12 protein-coding genes, 4 tRNA genes and 1 pseudogene are annotated in these 13,983 nt (G+C 59.0%); 12 read left to right on the top strand and 5 right to left on the bottom strand.

Annotated elements, in window-relative coordinates; genetic code table 11:
* Positions 1–174: 174 nt before the first annotated feature.
* Positions 175–1,227 carry a sensor histidine kinase gene (locus KVG95_RS00985; RefSeq protein ID WP_217854200.1) on the bottom strand — a complete coding sequence of 351 codons (1,053 nt, stop codon included), beginning with the start codon at positions 1,225–1,227 and terminating at the stop codon, positions 175–177.
* Complete coding sequence (locus KVG95_RS00980; protein WP_052964899.1) at positions 1,227–1,985, bottom strand: response regulator; 759 nt, start codon at positions 1,983–1,985, stop codon at positions 1,227–1,229. The genes KVG95_RS00985 and KVG95_RS00980 overlap by 1 nt, the downstream gene beginning before the upstream one ends.
* Before the next feature lie 292 nt (positions 1,986–2,277).
* Between KVG95_RS00980 and pyrF the strand changes: the two genes are divergently transcribed.
* The gene (gene pyrF, locus KVG95_RS00975) at positions 2,278–2,976 is read left to right on the top strand and encodes an orotidine-5'-phosphate decarboxylase (RefSeq protein WP_195840113.1); all 699 of its coding nucleotides are present in this window, start codon (positions 2,278–2,280) and stop codon (positions 2,974–2,976) included.
* 138 nt (positions 2,977–3,114) lie between these two features.
* Here pyrF and KVG95_RS00970 read toward each other — a convergent pair whose 3' ends face one another.
* Entirely contained in the window at positions 3,115–4,119 is a 1,005-nt protein-coding gene (locus tag KVG95_RS00970) for an NADP-dependent oxidoreductase (RefSeq protein WP_052964897.1), read from the bottom strand.
* 236 nt (positions 4,120–4,355) lie between these two features.
* Between KVG95_RS00970 and KVG95_RS00965 the strand changes: the two genes are divergently transcribed.
* From KVG95_RS00965 to KVG95_RS30280, 4 genes and pseudogenes are all read left to right on the top strand, one after another.
* Positions 4,356–5,117 carry an SDR family oxidoreductase gene (locus KVG95_RS00965; RefSeq protein ID WP_217854199.1) on the top strand — a complete coding sequence of 254 codons (762 nt, stop codon included), beginning with the start codon at positions 4,356–4,358 and terminating at the stop codon, positions 5,115–5,117.
* Between the two features lie 332 nt (positions 5,118–5,449).
* Entirely contained in the window at positions 5,450–6,838 is a 1,389-nt protein-coding gene (locus KVG95_RS00960; protein WP_217854198.1) for an aminotransferase-like domain-containing protein, read from the top strand.
* 108 nt (positions 6,839–6,946) lie between these two features.
* A pseudogene (locus tag KVG95_RS30285) lies at positions 6,947–8,050 on the top strand (HAMP domain-containing protein); the annotation flags it as partial.
* Positions 8,030–8,911 carry a methyl-accepting chemotaxis protein gene (locus KVG95_RS30280; protein WP_437180777.1) on the top strand — a complete coding sequence of 294 codons (882 nt, stop codon included), beginning with the start codon at positions 8,030–8,032 and terminating at the stop codon, positions 8,909–8,911. The pseudogene KVG95_RS30285 and the gene KVG95_RS30280, both read left to right, overlap by 21 nt.
* A gap of 71 nt (positions 8,912–8,982) precedes the next feature.
* On the opposite strand, the gene KVG95_RS00950 is transcribed toward KVG95_RS30280, so the two are convergent.
* Complete coding sequence (locus KVG95_RS00950) at positions 8,983–9,741, bottom strand: hypothetical protein (RefSeq protein WP_195840112.1); 759 nt, start codon at positions 9,739–9,741, stop codon at positions 8,983–8,985.
* Positions 9,742–10,134: 393 nt separating this feature from the next.
* Between KVG95_RS00950 and KVG95_RS00945 the strand changes: the two genes are divergently transcribed.
* The 4 genes from KVG95_RS00945 to KVG95_RS00930 all read left to right on the top strand — a co-directional run bounded on the left by KVG95_RS00945 (position 10,135) and on the right by KVG95_RS00930 (position 10,547).
* A tRNA-Glu gene (locus KVG95_RS00945) sits at positions 10,135–10,210 on the top strand.
* 2 nt (positions 10,211–10,212) lie between these two features.
* A tRNA-Gly gene (locus KVG95_RS00940) sits at positions 10,213–10,288 on the top strand.
* 104 nt (positions 10,289–10,392) lie between these two features.
* Positions 10,393–10,468, top strand: a tRNA-Glu gene (locus tag KVG95_RS00935).
* A gap of 3 nt (positions 10,469–10,471) precedes the next feature.
* Positions 10,472–10,547: transfer RNA gene (locus tag KVG95_RS00930), tRNA-Gly, on the top strand.
* 59 nt (positions 10,548–10,606) lie between these two features.
* On the opposite strand, the gene KVG95_RS00925 is transcribed toward KVG95_RS00930, so the two are convergent.
* The gene (locus KVG95_RS00925) at positions 10,607–11,473 is read right to left on the bottom strand and encodes a helix-turn-helix transcriptional regulator (protein ID WP_217854196.1); all 867 of its coding nucleotides are present in this window, start codon (positions 11,471–11,473) and stop codon (positions 10,607–10,609) included.
* Positions 11,474–11,882: 409 nt separating this feature from the next.
* Here KVG95_RS00925 and KVG95_RS00920 point away from each other — a divergent pair, with 409 nt between their 5' ends.
* The 3 genes from KVG95_RS00920 to KVG95_RS00910 are packed head-to-tail and all read left to right on the top strand — an operon-like array spanning position 11,883 to position 13,980.
* Complete coding sequence (locus KVG95_RS00920) at positions 11,883–12,074, top strand: Flp family type IVb pilin (RefSeq protein ID WP_052964891.1); 192 nt, start codon at positions 11,883–11,885, stop codon at positions 12,072–12,074.
* Positions 12,075–12,100: 26 nt separating this feature from the next.
* The gene (locus KVG95_RS00915; protein WP_052964890.1) at positions 12,101–12,643 is read left to right on the top strand and encodes an A24 family peptidase; all 543 of its coding nucleotides are present in this window, start codon (positions 12,101–12,103) and stop codon (positions 12,641–12,643) included.
* A gap of 2 nt (positions 12,644–12,645) precedes the next feature.
* A complete protein-coding gene (locus KVG95_RS00910; protein WP_217854195.1) occupies positions 12,646–13,980 on the top strand; it encodes a DUF8689 domain-containing protein in 1,335 nt (444 codons plus the stop codon).
* Positions 13,981–13,983: the final 3 nt, after the last annotated feature.

The raw sequence follows: 13,983 nt of genomic DNA, 5'->3' as shown, positions 1-13,983 counted from the left end.
TGTCGTGGGTATGTGGGGTTTGTACCGTCCGGTACACAAACACAAATATCAGGCCAGCCTACGATCCTGTGGGAGCGGGCTTGCTCACGAAAGCGGTGTGTCAGGCGACATCAATGTTGACTGGACTGCCGTCTTCGCGAGCAAGCCCGCTCCCACATTGGATGGGGGTGTGGCTTAGAGGCGGGGCAGGCGGATGACTGCGGTTAAACCACCACCGGAAGTTTCTTCCAGGCTCAACTGCCCACCCAAACGCTCCGCTGCTTCCCGGGCGATGGTCATGCCCAGGCCGACGCCGCCGGAGTTGCGATTACGTGAACCTTCCAGGCGAAAGAACGGTTCGAACACCGCTTCACGTTTATCCGCTGCGATACCCGGGCCATGATCGATGACCCGGATCACCAGCTCCTCGCGGCTGTCCTCAAGCGTGATCAGCGCGTCCCCGGCATAACGCAGGGCGTTGTCCAGCAGGTTATTGATGCACGAGCGCAAGGCCATCGGCTGAACCTGCAACGGGGCGCAATGGCCGCAGGCCTGGACATTGGAGCCCTGGTCCTGGGCGTTTTCGCTCAGGGATTCCACCAGCGCCTGCACGTCCATCCACTGTGGCGCCTCGCTGGTGCGTTGTTCGTGCAGGTAGGTGAGGGTGGAATCGAGCATGCTGATCATGTCGTCCAGGTCCTGACGCATCTGGCCTTGCAGCTTGTCGTCATCGATCTGCTCCAGCCGTAGCTTGAGTCGCGACAGCGGCGTGCGCAGGTCATGGGACACCGCGCCAAGCATCCGTGAGCGTTGCTGCACTTGCTGCAGAATGCGTTGCTGCATCAAATTGAAGGTGTGGGCCGCTTGCCGCGCTTCCCGTGGGCCGGACTCATCCAGCGGTGGACTGTCGAGATTTTCACTCAGGCGCTCGGCGGCGTCGCTCAGGCGTTGAATCGGACGGGTCAGCAGCTTGGCGCCGTACCAGGCGGCGATGATCAGCGAGACAAACTGAAAGGTCAGCGGCACCAGCGGCCCGCCGAACCACGGCCGTGGTGGCCGGTTGCCGAAGCGCGGGTCCGGTGGTGGGCGTTGTCCGTCGAAGCGCTCGGAAAATTCCGACGGCGGCGGAGGGGGAGGCGGTGGACCGTAATGCTTGAACCAGAAGAACGCCAACAAATGCGCCAGTACGATCGCCAGCAGCAGCACGCCAAACAGGCGGCCGAACAGCGTATCGAAGCGCGCACGCATCAGCCGATGTCTCGTGCGTCGAACAGATAACCCTCGCCGCGAACAGTCTTGATCAACTGTGGTGCTTTCGGGTCATCACCGAGTTTCTGGCGCAGGCGCGACACCAGCAAGTCGATGCTGCGATCAAAGGCTTCGATCGAGCGACCACGGGCGGCGTCCAGCAGTTGTTCGCGGCTGAGTACCCGGCGCGGACGTTCGATGAACACCCAGAGCAAACGGAATTCGGCGTTGGACAACGGCACCACCAGGCCATCGGCGGCGATCAACTGGCGCAGCACACTGTTGAGGCGCCAGGTGTCGAAGCGAATATTCGCACGCTGTTCGGTGCGGTCGTCGCGCACCCGACGCAGAATGGTCTGAATCCGTGCGACCAGCTCCCGCGGCTCGAATGGCTTGGCCATGTAGTCGTCGGCGCCCAGTTCCAGGCCGATGATCCGGTCGGTGGGTTCGCAACGGGCGGTGAGCATCAGGATCGGGATGTCCGATTCGGCGCGCAACCAGCGGCACAGCGACAAACCGTCTTCGCCCGGCAGCATCAGGTCGAGCACCACCACGTCGAAATGCTCGGCTTGCAGGGCCTGACGCATGGCGGCGCCATCGGTGACGCCGCTGGCGTGGATACTGAACCGGGCCAGGTAGTCGATCATTAATTCACGGATCGGGACGTCATCGTCTACGATCAGGGCGCGAATGCTCCAGCGTTTATCGTCGGCCGGCGCTTTTTGATCGTCGTTCTGGGGTGCTGGGGAGTTGTGCATGCGTGCGTTCATCTGCCAGATAGGCTGCCAACCACAAAGATAGGCTGCGAGGTTGTGGCTTCAGCATAGGCGTCCGGCCGTGAGGCGGGAAGTGCTGTAGGACCTGTTGCGGCTGCCGAGGGTAGCGTTGAAGGGTGTTGTGGGCGTGTCGTGTGTGTACCGAACTCGACACAATTGCTGCAGTAGCTAGTCTTGTATTAACCGCGACGACGAATTACCGATCATCGGGTCCCGCAGCGGCGCTGGTTCCGCTACAATGCGCGCCGATTTCGACTTGCCTGAGAGCCCACTCATGTCCGCCTGCCAGACGCCTATTATCGTCGCCCTGGATTTCCCTACCCGTGACGCCGCACTGAAGCTGGCCGATCAATTGGACCCGAAGCTGTGCCGGGTCAAAGTCGGTAAAGAACTGTTCACCAGTTGCGCCTCGGAAATCGTCGGCACCCTGCGCGACAAGGGTTTTGAAGTGTTCCTGGACCTCAAATTCCACGACATTCCGAACACCACCGCCATGGCCGTCAAGGCCGCCGCGGAAATGGGCGTGTGGATGGTCAACGTGCACTGCTCCGGTGGTCTGCGCATGATGGCTGCCTGCCGTGAAGTGCTCGATCAGCGCAGCGGCCCGAAACCGCTGCTGATCGGCGTGACCGTGCTGACCAGCATGGAACGTGAGGACCTGGCGGGTATCGGTCTGGACATCGAGCCACAGGAGCAGGTGCTGCGCCTGGCCGCGCTGGCGGAAAAAGCCGGGCTGGACGGTCTGGTCTGCTCGGCCCTGGAAGCCCGGGCCCTGAAAACCGCTCACCCGTCGTTGCAACTGGTGACCCCGGGGATTCGTCCGGCGGGCAGCGCCCAGGACGATCAACGCCGCATCCTGACCCCGCGTCAGGCGCTAGAGGCTGGTTCCGATTACCTGGTGATCGGCCGTCCGATCAGCCAGGCGGCGGATCCGGCGAAGGCGTTGGCGGCGGTAGTGGCCGAACTCGCTTAAACAATCGCCACAGATCCAAATGTGGGAGCGGGCTTGCTCGCGAAGGCGGCATATCAGTCGACATCATCGTTGACTGACACACCGCTTTCGCGAGCAAGCCCGCTCCCACATTTGTTTGTGGTCGTTTCAGATATCGGGTTAAACCTTCAACACCAACTTCCCGAAATTCTCGCCGCTGAACAATTTCATCAGCGTCTCCGGGAATGTTTCCAGTCCTTCGACAATATCTTCCTTGCTCTTGAGCTGCCCCTTGGCCATCCAGCCGGCCATTTCCTGCCCGGCAGCGGCGAACTGTGCGGCGTAATCCATCACCACAAAGCCTTCCATCCGCGCGCGGTTGACCAGCAACGACAGGTAGTTGGCCGGGCCTTTGACCGCTTCCTTGTTGTTGTACTGGCTGATGGCGCCGCAAATCACCACCCGCGCCTTCATGTTCAGGCGGCTCAGCACGGCATCGAGAATATCGCCGCCGACGTTATCGAAATACACGTCGACGCCTTTCGGGCATTCGCGCTTCAGGCCGGCCTGCACGTCTTCGTTTTTGTAGTCGATGGCACCGTCAAAACCCAGCTCGTCGATCAGGAACTTGCACTTATCCGCGCCGCCGGCGATGCCGATTACCCGGCAACCTTTGATCTTGGCAATCTGCCCGGCAATGCTGCCCACCGCACCGGCCGCGCCCGACAACACTACGGTGTCGCCGGCTTTCGGCGCGCCGACATCGAGCAGGGCGAAGTAGGCGGTCATCCCGGTCATGCCCAGCGCGGATAAATAGCGCGGCAGCGGTGCCAGTGTCGGATCGACTTTATAGAAACCTCGCGGCTCGCCGAGGAAGTAATCCTGCACACCGAGGGCGCCGTTGACGTAGTCCCCCACGGCGAAACCCGGATTGTTCGAGGCGATGACTTTGCCTACACCCAATGCACGCATGACTTCGCCAATGCCGACCGGAGGGATGTAGGACTTGCCCTCGTTCATCCAGCCACGCATGGCCGGGTCCAGGGACAGGTATTCATTCTTGACCAGGATCTGACCCGCCGCCGGCTCGCCGACCGGAACTTCTTGATACGTGAACGTCTCACGGGTGGCTGCCCCCACGGGGCGTTTGGCAAGCAGGAACTGGCGATTGGTCTGGGTAGTCATGACAGGCACTCAAGATGAATGAAGTCTTGTTGATAGACCTTCATTGGCGATGCTGCAAGGTTGGCTGACACTGCGAATGCACATCGATCCAGTGCAGTGATAGTCAGGGCGCCCGTTCTATCACTGCAACTCATGGGTGCCCAACCGGCCTTCTGATAGTGCTGCCGTGCCATACGCCCCTGTGACTAGACTGGGCACACGCGATCCCCCGCATTCTTCCCTCCGAGGACATAACAATGAGCATGACGTTTTCCGGCCAGGTCGCCGTTGTGACAGGCGCGGCCAATGGTATTGGCCGCGCGACCGCTTTGGCGTTTGCCGCTGAAGGTTTGAAAGTGGTGGTGGCCGATCTGGACGCGGCCGGTGGTGAAGGCACTGTGGCGCTGATTCGCACCGCGGGCGGTGAAGCGACCTTCGTGCGCTGCAACGTCACTCTGGAAGGCGATGTAAAAAATCTGATGGACGAGGTCGTGAATACCTACGGGCGTCTCGACTATGCCTTCAACAACGCTGGTATCGAAATCGAGAAGGGCAAACTGGCCGACGGCACGATCGATGAGTTCGACGCGATCATGGGCGTCAACGTCAAAGGCGTCTGGTTGTGCATGAAGTATCAGTTGCCGTTGCTGCTGGCCCAGGGCGGCGGCGCGATCGTCAACACCGCTTCGGTCGCCGGCCTGGGCGCTGCGCCGAAGATGAGCATCTACGCTGCCTCGAAACACGCGGTGATCGGCCTGACCAAATCGGCGGCCATCGAATACGCCAAGAAAAAGATTCGCGTGAATGCCGTGTGTCCTGCGGTGATCGACACCGATATGTTCCGTCGAGCCTATGAAGCGGACCCGAAAAAGGGCGAGTTCGCCAACGCCATGCACCCGGTCGGGCGTATTGGCAAAGTCGAAGAAATTGCCAGCGCGGTGCTCTACCTGTGCAGCGATGGCGCGGCATTCACCACCGGTCATTCGCTGGCGGTGGATGGTGGGGTTACGGCGTTTTAAAGTTTTAGGCTGCGATGGTGCGGAGCGTGTGAGAGCGGGCTTGTGTGGCGAGGGAGCTTGCCCCCGTTGGGTCGCGAAGCGGCCCCCGGCGCCCGTCCAGACAGACCGAGTTGTCTGGATTTACGACTGCTTCGCAGCCGAACGGGGGCAAGCCCCCTCGCCACACAAGCCCGCTCCCACATTTTTTATTGTTCGGCGTTGATTCCGTGAAGACGCCGATCAATGTGTTTCAAATGGTTAGAACCGAGGGTTTTGGCGGCGTTGTCGCACATCCCCCGGAGCGCTCCTGTGATTAACTGCTTCCCGCAAAACGGACAGGAGTTTGCTTGCTCATGGAGTTGAGAATCGATCGACAGGCATTGGTGCCTGTCGTGCAGCAAATCGTCGACGCATTGGCCGACTGGCTCCGTCGCGGCGAGGTGTCGCCGGGGACGCGTTTGCCTTCTGTGCGGCAAATCGCGCGAATCAATCTGCTCAGTCAGTCCAGTGTCGTCGAGGCCTGTGAACGGCTCGTGGCTCAAGGTGTACTGACGACGCGCAACGGGGCGGGTTTCTTTGTCGCGGCCACGGCGCTGGCCGCTCAGGGGCAACGGGATCTTCCCTGGTCCGAAGGGGTTGAGCAGCAGAGCGGCCTCGTCGGTGAACTGAACCTGGGTTGCGGCGGATTACCCGAAAGCTGGCGCGAGACTGACGACCTGAGCTACGCCATACGCCAGGTCAGCCGCACCGACATGGCCGGGTTGTTCAACTACAGCACGCCACTGGGCCTGCCTGCTTTACGCCAGCAGATCCTCAAACGGTTGAAGCAGCTGAGTATCGAGGTGGATGAAAGTAGAATACTGACCACGGCGGGGGCCAGTCATGGGCTCGATCTGATTGTGCGTACTCTATTCAAACCGGGCGATTGCGTGGTGGTAGAGAGTCCCGGCTATTCGATGCTGTTCGATCTGCTCAGGCTGCACGGGGTTTGCATGATCGAGGTACCACGAACCCCTCGCGGGCCCGATACCGAAGCACTCGAGGCATTGTTGTTGAAGTACAAACCCCGTGGCTTGTTCATCAACAGCTTTTATCACAACCCTACCGGCAGCAGTTTGACCCCGGGGGTGGCTCAGCAGGTCCTGCAACTGGCCAAAAACCATGGCGTGCTGGTGATCGAAGATGACGTCTATGCGGATCTTCACAGCGGTCCCGGCACGCGCCTCGCGGCACTGGGCATCGATGACAACGTGATCTACGTCGGCAGCTACTCCAAAACCCTCAGCAGTTCGTTGCGGATTGGCTTTGTAGTGGGCAGTGCCGATGTAATTTCGCGACTGGCGCAGGTCAAAATGATCAGCAGCATGGGGGCTTCTCGGTTTAGCGAGTCGGTGCTGGCTTGCCTGTTGGCCGGTGGTGCCTATCGCAAATTGGTGCAGCGTCAGCGCCAGCGTTTAAGCACTGGCAGGGAAGCGGCCTTGCAGGTGCTCGAAGACGCGGAGTGGGAGGTTTTCGGCAAACCGGCGGGTGGCCTGTTCATCTGGGCGCGATCGCGCAAGTCTGACTACGTCCAGGTGCGAACTCAGGCGCGGCGCTTCGGTGTTCTGCTGTCTTGCCCGACGGCGTTCAGTCCGACCGGACAAGCTTATGACTGGCAGCGGATCAACGTTGCTTATGCCTGTGATCCTCGCGCCCGGGCATTTTTTCAGGCTACCGCTCGGGATCGACCTCAAACGTTCTGAAAGCGATGCGGGCGTAGCTTTTTGCCATTATTCCGACGCCCGAGACTTGTGTTGGCACAAGCCCGTTGCGAATCTGCATCAACAGACAATGGCAGGGGACTAAGCGCAATGATTTCGGCCGTGCAAGGACGTTTTGCCAACCTCGGTATGGCGAAAAAACTGGGTGTCGGGTTTGTACTGGTACTGCTGTTGACAGCCTTGGTGGCGGCCATCGGCGTATGGTCCTTGCAAACCATTAGTCAGCGCTTCGACGGGCTCAAGCAGATGTCGTCGCTCAACAGCGGTTTGCTCAAGGTGCGTTTGCTTGAGCAGGAATACGCCTTGCACGGTAATCCGAAAACCGCGGACGCCTTGCGCGCCGGGGTGGATGCGCTGATCGCTCTGGCGACCCAGCTCAAGGCCCAGTCAACGGCCAACGTGCCAGTCATGAACGACGTCGAGCAGTCGCTGGGAGCCTATCGCAAGGCGTTCGACGAGTTCGTCTCGCTGAGTCAGGCCAAGGACCTGGCGCTGGAAATGGCCAGTTGGTCGGTGTCCAGCGTGGCCAATAACCTCGATGTGCTGCAGGCCGGGCTCACCGATGATGGTGCCTATACCTTGAAGGAATCCGAGGGCAAGGACGGCGCGCAATTCATCGAGCAGGCCAATCAGGTCAGCCAGGTTTCGCGGCTGATGTTGCAGGCCATGAACGAAGCGCGCGTACGCCTGGACCAGAGCCGCAAGGGCGACGACAGCGGCGGGCAGGGCAAGATTGAGCAAGCCGATCAGGCACTGACCCAGGCCGAGCAACTGAAAACCACGATCAAGGATGAGGGTTACCAGACTGTCCTCAATGAAGTGGCCGGTCATATTGCCGGTTTCAGTGAAAAACTCGCCGAGTACACCGGGTTATTGGCACAGGAAAAAACCGTCTATGAGCAACTCCACCAGCGCGCCGCTCAAGTGGTGGAGCGGGTGGATCAGGCCTATGTTGCCGAAGATCAGTCGATGCAGGCAGAGCTGAAAAAGAACTCGCTGTTGATCATCGGCTCCTCGGCACTGGCCTTGCTGGTGGGGCTGATTGCTGCTTGGGTGATCACTCGGTTGATCGTCGCGCCGCTGCGCAGTGTGATTCGTGTGGCTCAGCAGATCGCCGCGGGCGATTTGAGTGCAACGATTGAAGTGACCCGTCGTGACGAGATCGGCCAGTTGATGCAAGCCATGCAGCAAATGGGCGCAGGGCTCAGCAATATCGTCAGTGGTTTGCAGGCCGGTATCGAACAGCTGGCAAGCTCTGCTCAATCGCTGTCGGCGGTGACCGAGCAGACCAATCTTGAAGTCAGCAGCCAGAAGGAAGAAACCGAGCAGGTCGCCACCGCAATGAATCAGATGACCGCCACAGTGCACGACGTGGCACGTAACGCGGAGGAGGCTGCCCAGGCGGCGCAGACTGCGGATGGCAAGGTCGAAAGCGGTCAGCAGGTGGTGCGTCAGAGCATGGCGCGGATCGAACAATTGGCGGACTCAGCCACCTCGGCCAGCTCCAGTATCGAAAGCCTCAGTGCGGAAATCCAGAACATTGGCACGGTGCTCAGTGTGATCAAAAGCGTTGCCGAGCAGACTAACCTGTTGGCGCTCAATGCGGCCATCGAGGCGGCGCGGGCCGGCGAGCAGGGCAGGGGCTTTGCGGTGGTGGCCGATGAAGTTCGGGCGCTGGCCAAGCGAACCCAGCAATCGACTGAAGAAATCGAACGGCTGGTCAGTGCCTTGCGCTCGGCGGCGCATTCGTCGGTACAGCAGATTCAGAACAGTGGCGAGTTGGTGAAGCTGGCGGTGAGCGATGCGTTGCAGACCGAGAGCGCCTTGGGGAGCATTGCGGCAGCGGTGTCGTTGATTCAGCAGATGAACCAGCAGATTGCGGCGGCTGCGGAGGAGCAGAGTTCAGTGGCCGAGGAGATCAATCGCAGCGTCACCAGTATCCGCGCCAGTGCGGATCAGTCGTCGTTGGCGATGCGGGGCAATGCGGCGTCGAGTATTGAGTTGGCGCAGCTGGGAGTTGAGCTGAAGGGGATGGTGGGGCACTTCAGGCTGTAAGCGCTGCCCTTCCATCAATCCCAACGCAAAAAAAAGCCACCTGACCCGGTGGCTTTTCAGCATTTACATGATCAGTCGTAGAGCGCTTTTTTCTTCCAGTCGGCATCAGCCTCGACGTCTTTGAGGCCTTCGGTCAATTGGTTCACCTCGCCTTCAACCGGGGCGATGGTGTCCATGACTTGGGCGTTGGCGCGGGCCAGGAGTTTCTCCAGGTATTCCAGCTGTTCAGCGTAAACCTGCGGTTCCTGTTGTTTGCGCAGGTATTGCACGCCGCGTTCAAAGGCCAGGCGAGCCTGGCCGGGCTGGTTCTGTTGCAGGGAATGCTGGCCCAGGTTGTTGAAGAATTCGATGTGCAGCAGCACCAGGATGTGACGGACCTCGCGGATCCAGCGCTTGGCTTCGTTGGTTGGCAGGAAACCGTCCTGTGCGGCCCGGGTGATCTGGCCATGCAGGGCTTCGAGCAGGAAACGCACGTCTTTGGCTTTGGCTTCGGTCTGGATCGGTGCCGGTGGGTTGTTGACCGGGATCGATTCGCCTTGCGCGACCAAGGCACTCAGCTCGGTAATCCGTGCCTTCAACGTGGCGTTGGTTTTTTCCAGGTTCAGCAGGCGCTGGCAGACGTTCAGCTCCAGACGGGTCAACAGCAACTTGAGCGTCGGTGTCATCAACTGACCGGGGAAGGTCTCGGTGATTTCACCGCAACGACGCAGACGGTCGTTGAGTTCAACCTTGGTGCGGGCCTTTTCCAGCTTGTTGTTTTCCACCACATGGTTCATGTAGCCAATGGCGATCAATAGTGCGATCCCGGCTACGACTAGCAGGGTGATCATGAGTGGTGTCACCGGTAAGACCTCTTATAGGGTTCGCGTGCGAGTCGAGTGTAGTAGCTTGGCATTTGGGCGCCTAGGGCCGCTCGACGAGTTGAATCGGCTGTGGCTCTGCTTATATCGGCCGTAACGCTGCAGATATAAGTAAATAGCGTGCGAGGTGCACATTGCCATCATCTCGGCGTGGACTATAGCGCCTTGGTGGATGCCAGAATATAGGCGCCAAAGGTCAGTCGACGGAAAAGCCTGAATCGCTGCTGAAAGCAGGGCGAAGTCATTGATTTAAATAAATTTATATCTGGGGGTTGACGACCCCTCAATCCATCCATAGAATGCGCGCCACTTACAGCGTAAAGCACACAGCGAAACGCGGTAGGGAGTGAATGTTGTACGTGTGTCCCCTTCGTCTAGTGGCCTAGGACACCGCCCTTTCACGGCGGTAACAGGGGTTCGAGTCCCCTAGGGGACGCCAATGCGGGAATAGCTCAGTTGGTAGAGCACGACCTTGCCAAGGTCGGGGTCGCGAGTTCGAGTCTCGTTTCCCGCTCCAGTTTTAAACGGCTTTGCTTTCGGGCAGGGCTGAGTGAAACCAGAACCAAATCTTCGGATGCGGATCTGGGCACCGAAACACACACCATGTGTTCCGGGCAGCGTGTCCCCTTCGTCTAGTGGCCTAGGACACCGCCCTTTCACGGCGGTAACAGGGGTTCGAGTCCCCTAGGGGACGCCATTTGCGGGAATAGCTCAGTTGGTAGAGCACGACCTTGCCAAGGTCGGGGTCGCGAGTTCGAGTCTCGTTTCCCGCTCCAAATTCAAAAAAACGCCGCTCATTGAGCGGCGTTTTTTTATGCGCGTGAAAAAAGCTGCCTCAACTTCCAAGGCTCTGTACCAGGCTTTCGAGCACTTCAGCGGTTGTATCCTCCAGCGCCGGTTGTGCGGCTACCGCTCTGAGTTGGCATGTCAAACGGTATTCGCTGGGCGTGCAGTTGACGAACTGCTTGAAGGCGCGAGCGAAGTAGGACGGGTCCTTAAAGCCAGCCTCATAGCCGATGCTGGTAATAGGCATCTGGCTATTGTCGAGCAGTTGCTTGGCGAAGTTCATGCGTTTGTCCAGGATGTAATCGGTGAAGCCAACGCCATTGGCTTCCTTGAACAGGCGGCTGAAGCGAAAGGTCGTCATGCCGCAGCGCTTCGCCAAATCCCTCTGATCGATGCTGTCCCGAAAGTGCTGATCGATGTACAGCATAACGCTGCTCAGTGCCTGGTGTTTTTGGTGCCCCGAGGTCAGCCGGATGCTGTCCGGCAGGGTCGGGGAGTGATCGATCAGCGATGTCTGGCCCTGGCCGTTGGCATTTCGGCGCAACTCGTACAGCTGCACCACTGCTGTCAGATAGCGCTTTCTCTCAGTGCCTGAGAGCGGGAGCACCATGTATTCCCAGACGCTGGAACGCATGGCCCAGACGGCCAGTTCTTCCGAGTGCTGCACGGTGAACATGGTGATCGGGATGGTGGGGGTGGTGCGTTTGATCTCCAGCAACAGCCTCAAGCCTGGTGTGTCGGGGCGATCAAAATGGATGCAGATCATGTCTGCCTGTTCCCCGTGGGGCAGCATGGAGTTTTTCGCCAATTTGCAGTCGCAGGTACCCTCGAACTGCGCGATGAGTTCCTTTGTGGAATGATCGTGGGTCTGATCGAACCACAGTAGCGATGGCCTTTTGGTCAAATTGGACGTCATGTCTCTACTCTGCGGTTCTTCGTGCCGTTCTCGGTGAGTAGTATTGCTAACGTGCTATCACTTTGCAGACTAAATGCTGATAAGAAAGGCGAAAGTTAGTTCTATTTGCTCTATGTGTTGTCCGAAGTCGGTCTAGGGCAACTGTTTGTTGACGTGGTTTGGTACACACGGCGTCAACCGCTCGTCGCTTGTGAATCAATGGCAACCACCTTTGCCTGCCACCCCTCGTTTTGCCCCCTCTTAATACCTCTTCAAAGGCCAATGGCCCGTATTTGGCCCACCCGCAAAAAAGTCCTAGTGATGTGCAAAATCCTCCTAACGCACATGCCTTGCCCCTGACTAGTGTTGCATCCAGGCAGAGCAGAACGCACTGCCTCCGAAAAAACAACATTCGAGTGAGGTGGGCAAAATGATCATGCAAACAATCAAGGCTTCAGTAGTGAAGTTCGCCAAAGACGAAGACGGCCTGACCATTGTGGAATACGCGGTGGCCGGCGGGTTAATTACGGCAGCTGTTGTCGTAGCGTTCACCCTTCTTGGCGGGGTAGTGGATACCAGAATCCGGCAACTTTGCAATGCCATTATCGCTGGTTCTTGCTAATAAAAAACCTGGTAGGGAGATACACCATGTCCATGGAACAGCTGGTTGCTACCGTTGTGCTGATAGGACTGCTGGGCGTGGCGGTGGTGAGCGACTTGCGTCGCCACCGCATTCCCAACCTGCTGATCCTGGTGGGTCTGGCCTTGGGATTGGCCGGCCAGACTTACTCAGGCGGACTCAGCGGGCTGGGGGACGGCCTGCAGGGCCTCCTGATCGGTTTTGCGCTGTTTCTACCCATGTATGCCCTGGGGGGCATGGCTGCCGGCGACGTCAAGCTGATGGCCATGGTTGGCAGTTTTCTCCCCCCCCATTTCGCCTTGTGGGCTGTGTTCTTCAGCCTGCTATGGGGAGGCCTGTGCGGTTTCCTGATCGTGCTGGTGCGCGGTCAATTATTGCAAACCCTGGGACGTTATCGGTTGATGCTTCGGGCGCGGGCCTATATGGCCCCGAGTTCGGAGGATGTGGCCGGTAAGCCCTTTCCTTATACGGTTGCGATCCTGCTCGGGACGTTGAACAGCGTCTACTGGCAACTCGTTGTCGGTGGATTCGGATTCGGATTCGGAGGTTAGTCATGCACGTCATCGTCGATAGTGATGCCTACCCCAGCGATCGGGGCGCGGTGCAACGACTGGCTCCTCAGCCGTGCAGTATTCGCGAAACTGGTCTGACTGACAGTTTTCTGGGTGAGTTGGTGTGCAAGCATTTGTATGACGCCGGCGTGCTCGACATGTCGCGGCTGGTGGATCGCCTGGCGCTGACCGGCGCTGTACTTGAAGAAGTCCTGGCGTTTCTGCGCAAGGATGGTCGTGTCGAAGTGCTTGGCCAGACGGGGCAGCAAACGACGGGCGGGCAGATGCTGCGTTATGGCCTGACCGAACGTGGTCGCAGTGCCGCCCGCGACGCCCTGTTGCGCAGTGGCTACATCGGCGCGGCACCTTTCCCGGTGAGTTCCTACCGCTCCCTGATCAAAATCCAGACCATTCACCATGGCCGCATCAACTCCAACGATATGCACAACGCCCTTGCTGGTGTAGTGCTTACCGAGGGGATGCTCGATCAGTTGGGCGTGGCGCTGAACTCCGGGCGCGCAATCATGATTTATGGCCCTGCGGGTACCGGCAAGACTTATGTCAGCAGCCGGCTGATTCGTCTGTTCGCCGAGGCCATCTGGGTGCCTCACGCCATCGTCATCAACGAGTCGGTGATCGAGATCTACGATCCGCAGGTACATCAGCGGCTCGATGAAAACAGTCAACAGAACAATCTGATGCTCAACGAAGGGATCGACCGTCGACTGCTGTGCTGCAAACGCCCGATCGTTATTACGGGTGGTGAGTTGAGCATGGAGCAGTTGGACGTTCGCTTTGACCCCTCCACCCGTCAGTACCAGGCCGCCTTGCAGCTCAAGGCCAGCAATGGCCTGTTCATCATCGACGACATGGGACGCCAGCGCATGGCCCCCGCCGAACTGTTTAACCGCTGGATCGTCCCCATGGAAGAGAAGCGCGACTTCATCAACCTGGGCGGTGGTCGGCATTGCGAGCTGCCGTTCGATCTGATTCTGGTGTTTTCCACCAACCTCAATCCCCTGGAGCTGGCCGATGAGGCCTTCCTTCGCCGGATTGGCTACAAGCTGCAATTCGGTTACCTGAAGCCTGAGGAGTACGAAAAGATCTGGCGTCAGGAATGCGAGCGCTTGGGCATTCCTTTTGACCCGCTGCTGCTGCGTTATGTCCTGCAAAGGCTTTATGCAAGTGAAGGCATGCCCCTGGTGCCGTGCCATCCCCGCGATCTCCTGAACATGGCGCTCGATCGCCAGCGCTATATGGGTGGTTCCGGACCATTGTCACCGCAAGAGTTGGAATGGGCCTGGCACAACTATTTCGTCCAGCTCGACTTTCTTTGATAC

This window comes from Pseudomonas farris (assembly GCF_019145235.1).
GTDB lineage: Bacteria > Pseudomonadota > Gammaproteobacteria > Pseudomonadales > Pseudomonadaceae > Aquipseudomonas > Aquipseudomonas farris.
The sequence above is the reverse complement of the archived record's forward strand: the minus strand, read 5'-3'. Positions and strand labels throughout refer to the sequence as shown.

Bases quoted from the DNA above. Each gene is read 5' to 3' on its own strand.
- KVG95_RS00985 (WP_217854200.1), bottom strand. From the start codon at position 1,227: ATGCGTGCGCGCTTCGATACGCTGTTCGGCCGCCTGTTTGGCGTGCTG.
- KVG95_RS00980 (WP_052964899.1), bottom strand. From the start codon at position 1,985: ATGCACAACTCCCCAGCACCCCAGAACGACGATCAAAAAGCGCCGGCC.
- pyrF (WP_195840113.1), top strand. From the start codon at position 2,278: ATGTCCGCCTGCCAGACGCCTATTATCGTCGCCCTGGATTTCCCTACC.
- KVG95_RS00970 (WP_052964897.1), bottom strand. From the start codon at position 4,119: ATGACTACCCAGACCAATCGCCAGTTCCTGCTTGCCAAACGCCCCGTG.
- KVG95_RS00965 (WP_217854199.1), top strand. From the start codon at position 4,356: ATGAGCATGACGTTTTCCGGCCAGGTCGCCGTTGTGACAGGCGCGGCC.
- KVG95_RS00960 (WP_217854198.1), top strand. From the start codon at position 5,450: ATGGAGTTGAGAATCGATCGACAGGCATTGGTGCCTGTCGTGCAGCAA.
- KVG95_RS30280 (WP_437180777.1), top strand. From the start codon at position 8,030: ATGCAAGCCATGCAGCAAATGGGCGCAGGGCTCAGCAATATCGTCAGT.
- KVG95_RS00950 (WP_195840112.1), bottom strand. From the start codon at position 9,741: ATGATCACCCTGCTAGTCGTAGCCGGGATCGCACTATTGATCGCCATT.
- KVG95_RS00925 (WP_217854196.1), bottom strand. From the start codon at position 11,473: ATGACGTCCAATTTGACCAAAAGGCCATCGCTACTGTGGTTCGATCAG.
- KVG95_RS00920 (WP_052964891.1), top strand. From the start codon at position 11,883: ATGATCATGCAAACAATCAAGGCTTCAGTAGTGAAGTTCGCCAAAGAC.
- KVG95_RS00915 (WP_052964890.1), top strand. From the start codon at position 12,101: ATGTCCATGGAACAGCTGGTTGCTACCGTTGTGCTGATAGGACTGCTG.
- KVG95_RS00910 (WP_217854195.1), top strand. From the start codon at position 12,646: ATGCACGTCATCGTCGATAGTGATGCCTACCCCAGCGATCGGGGCGCG.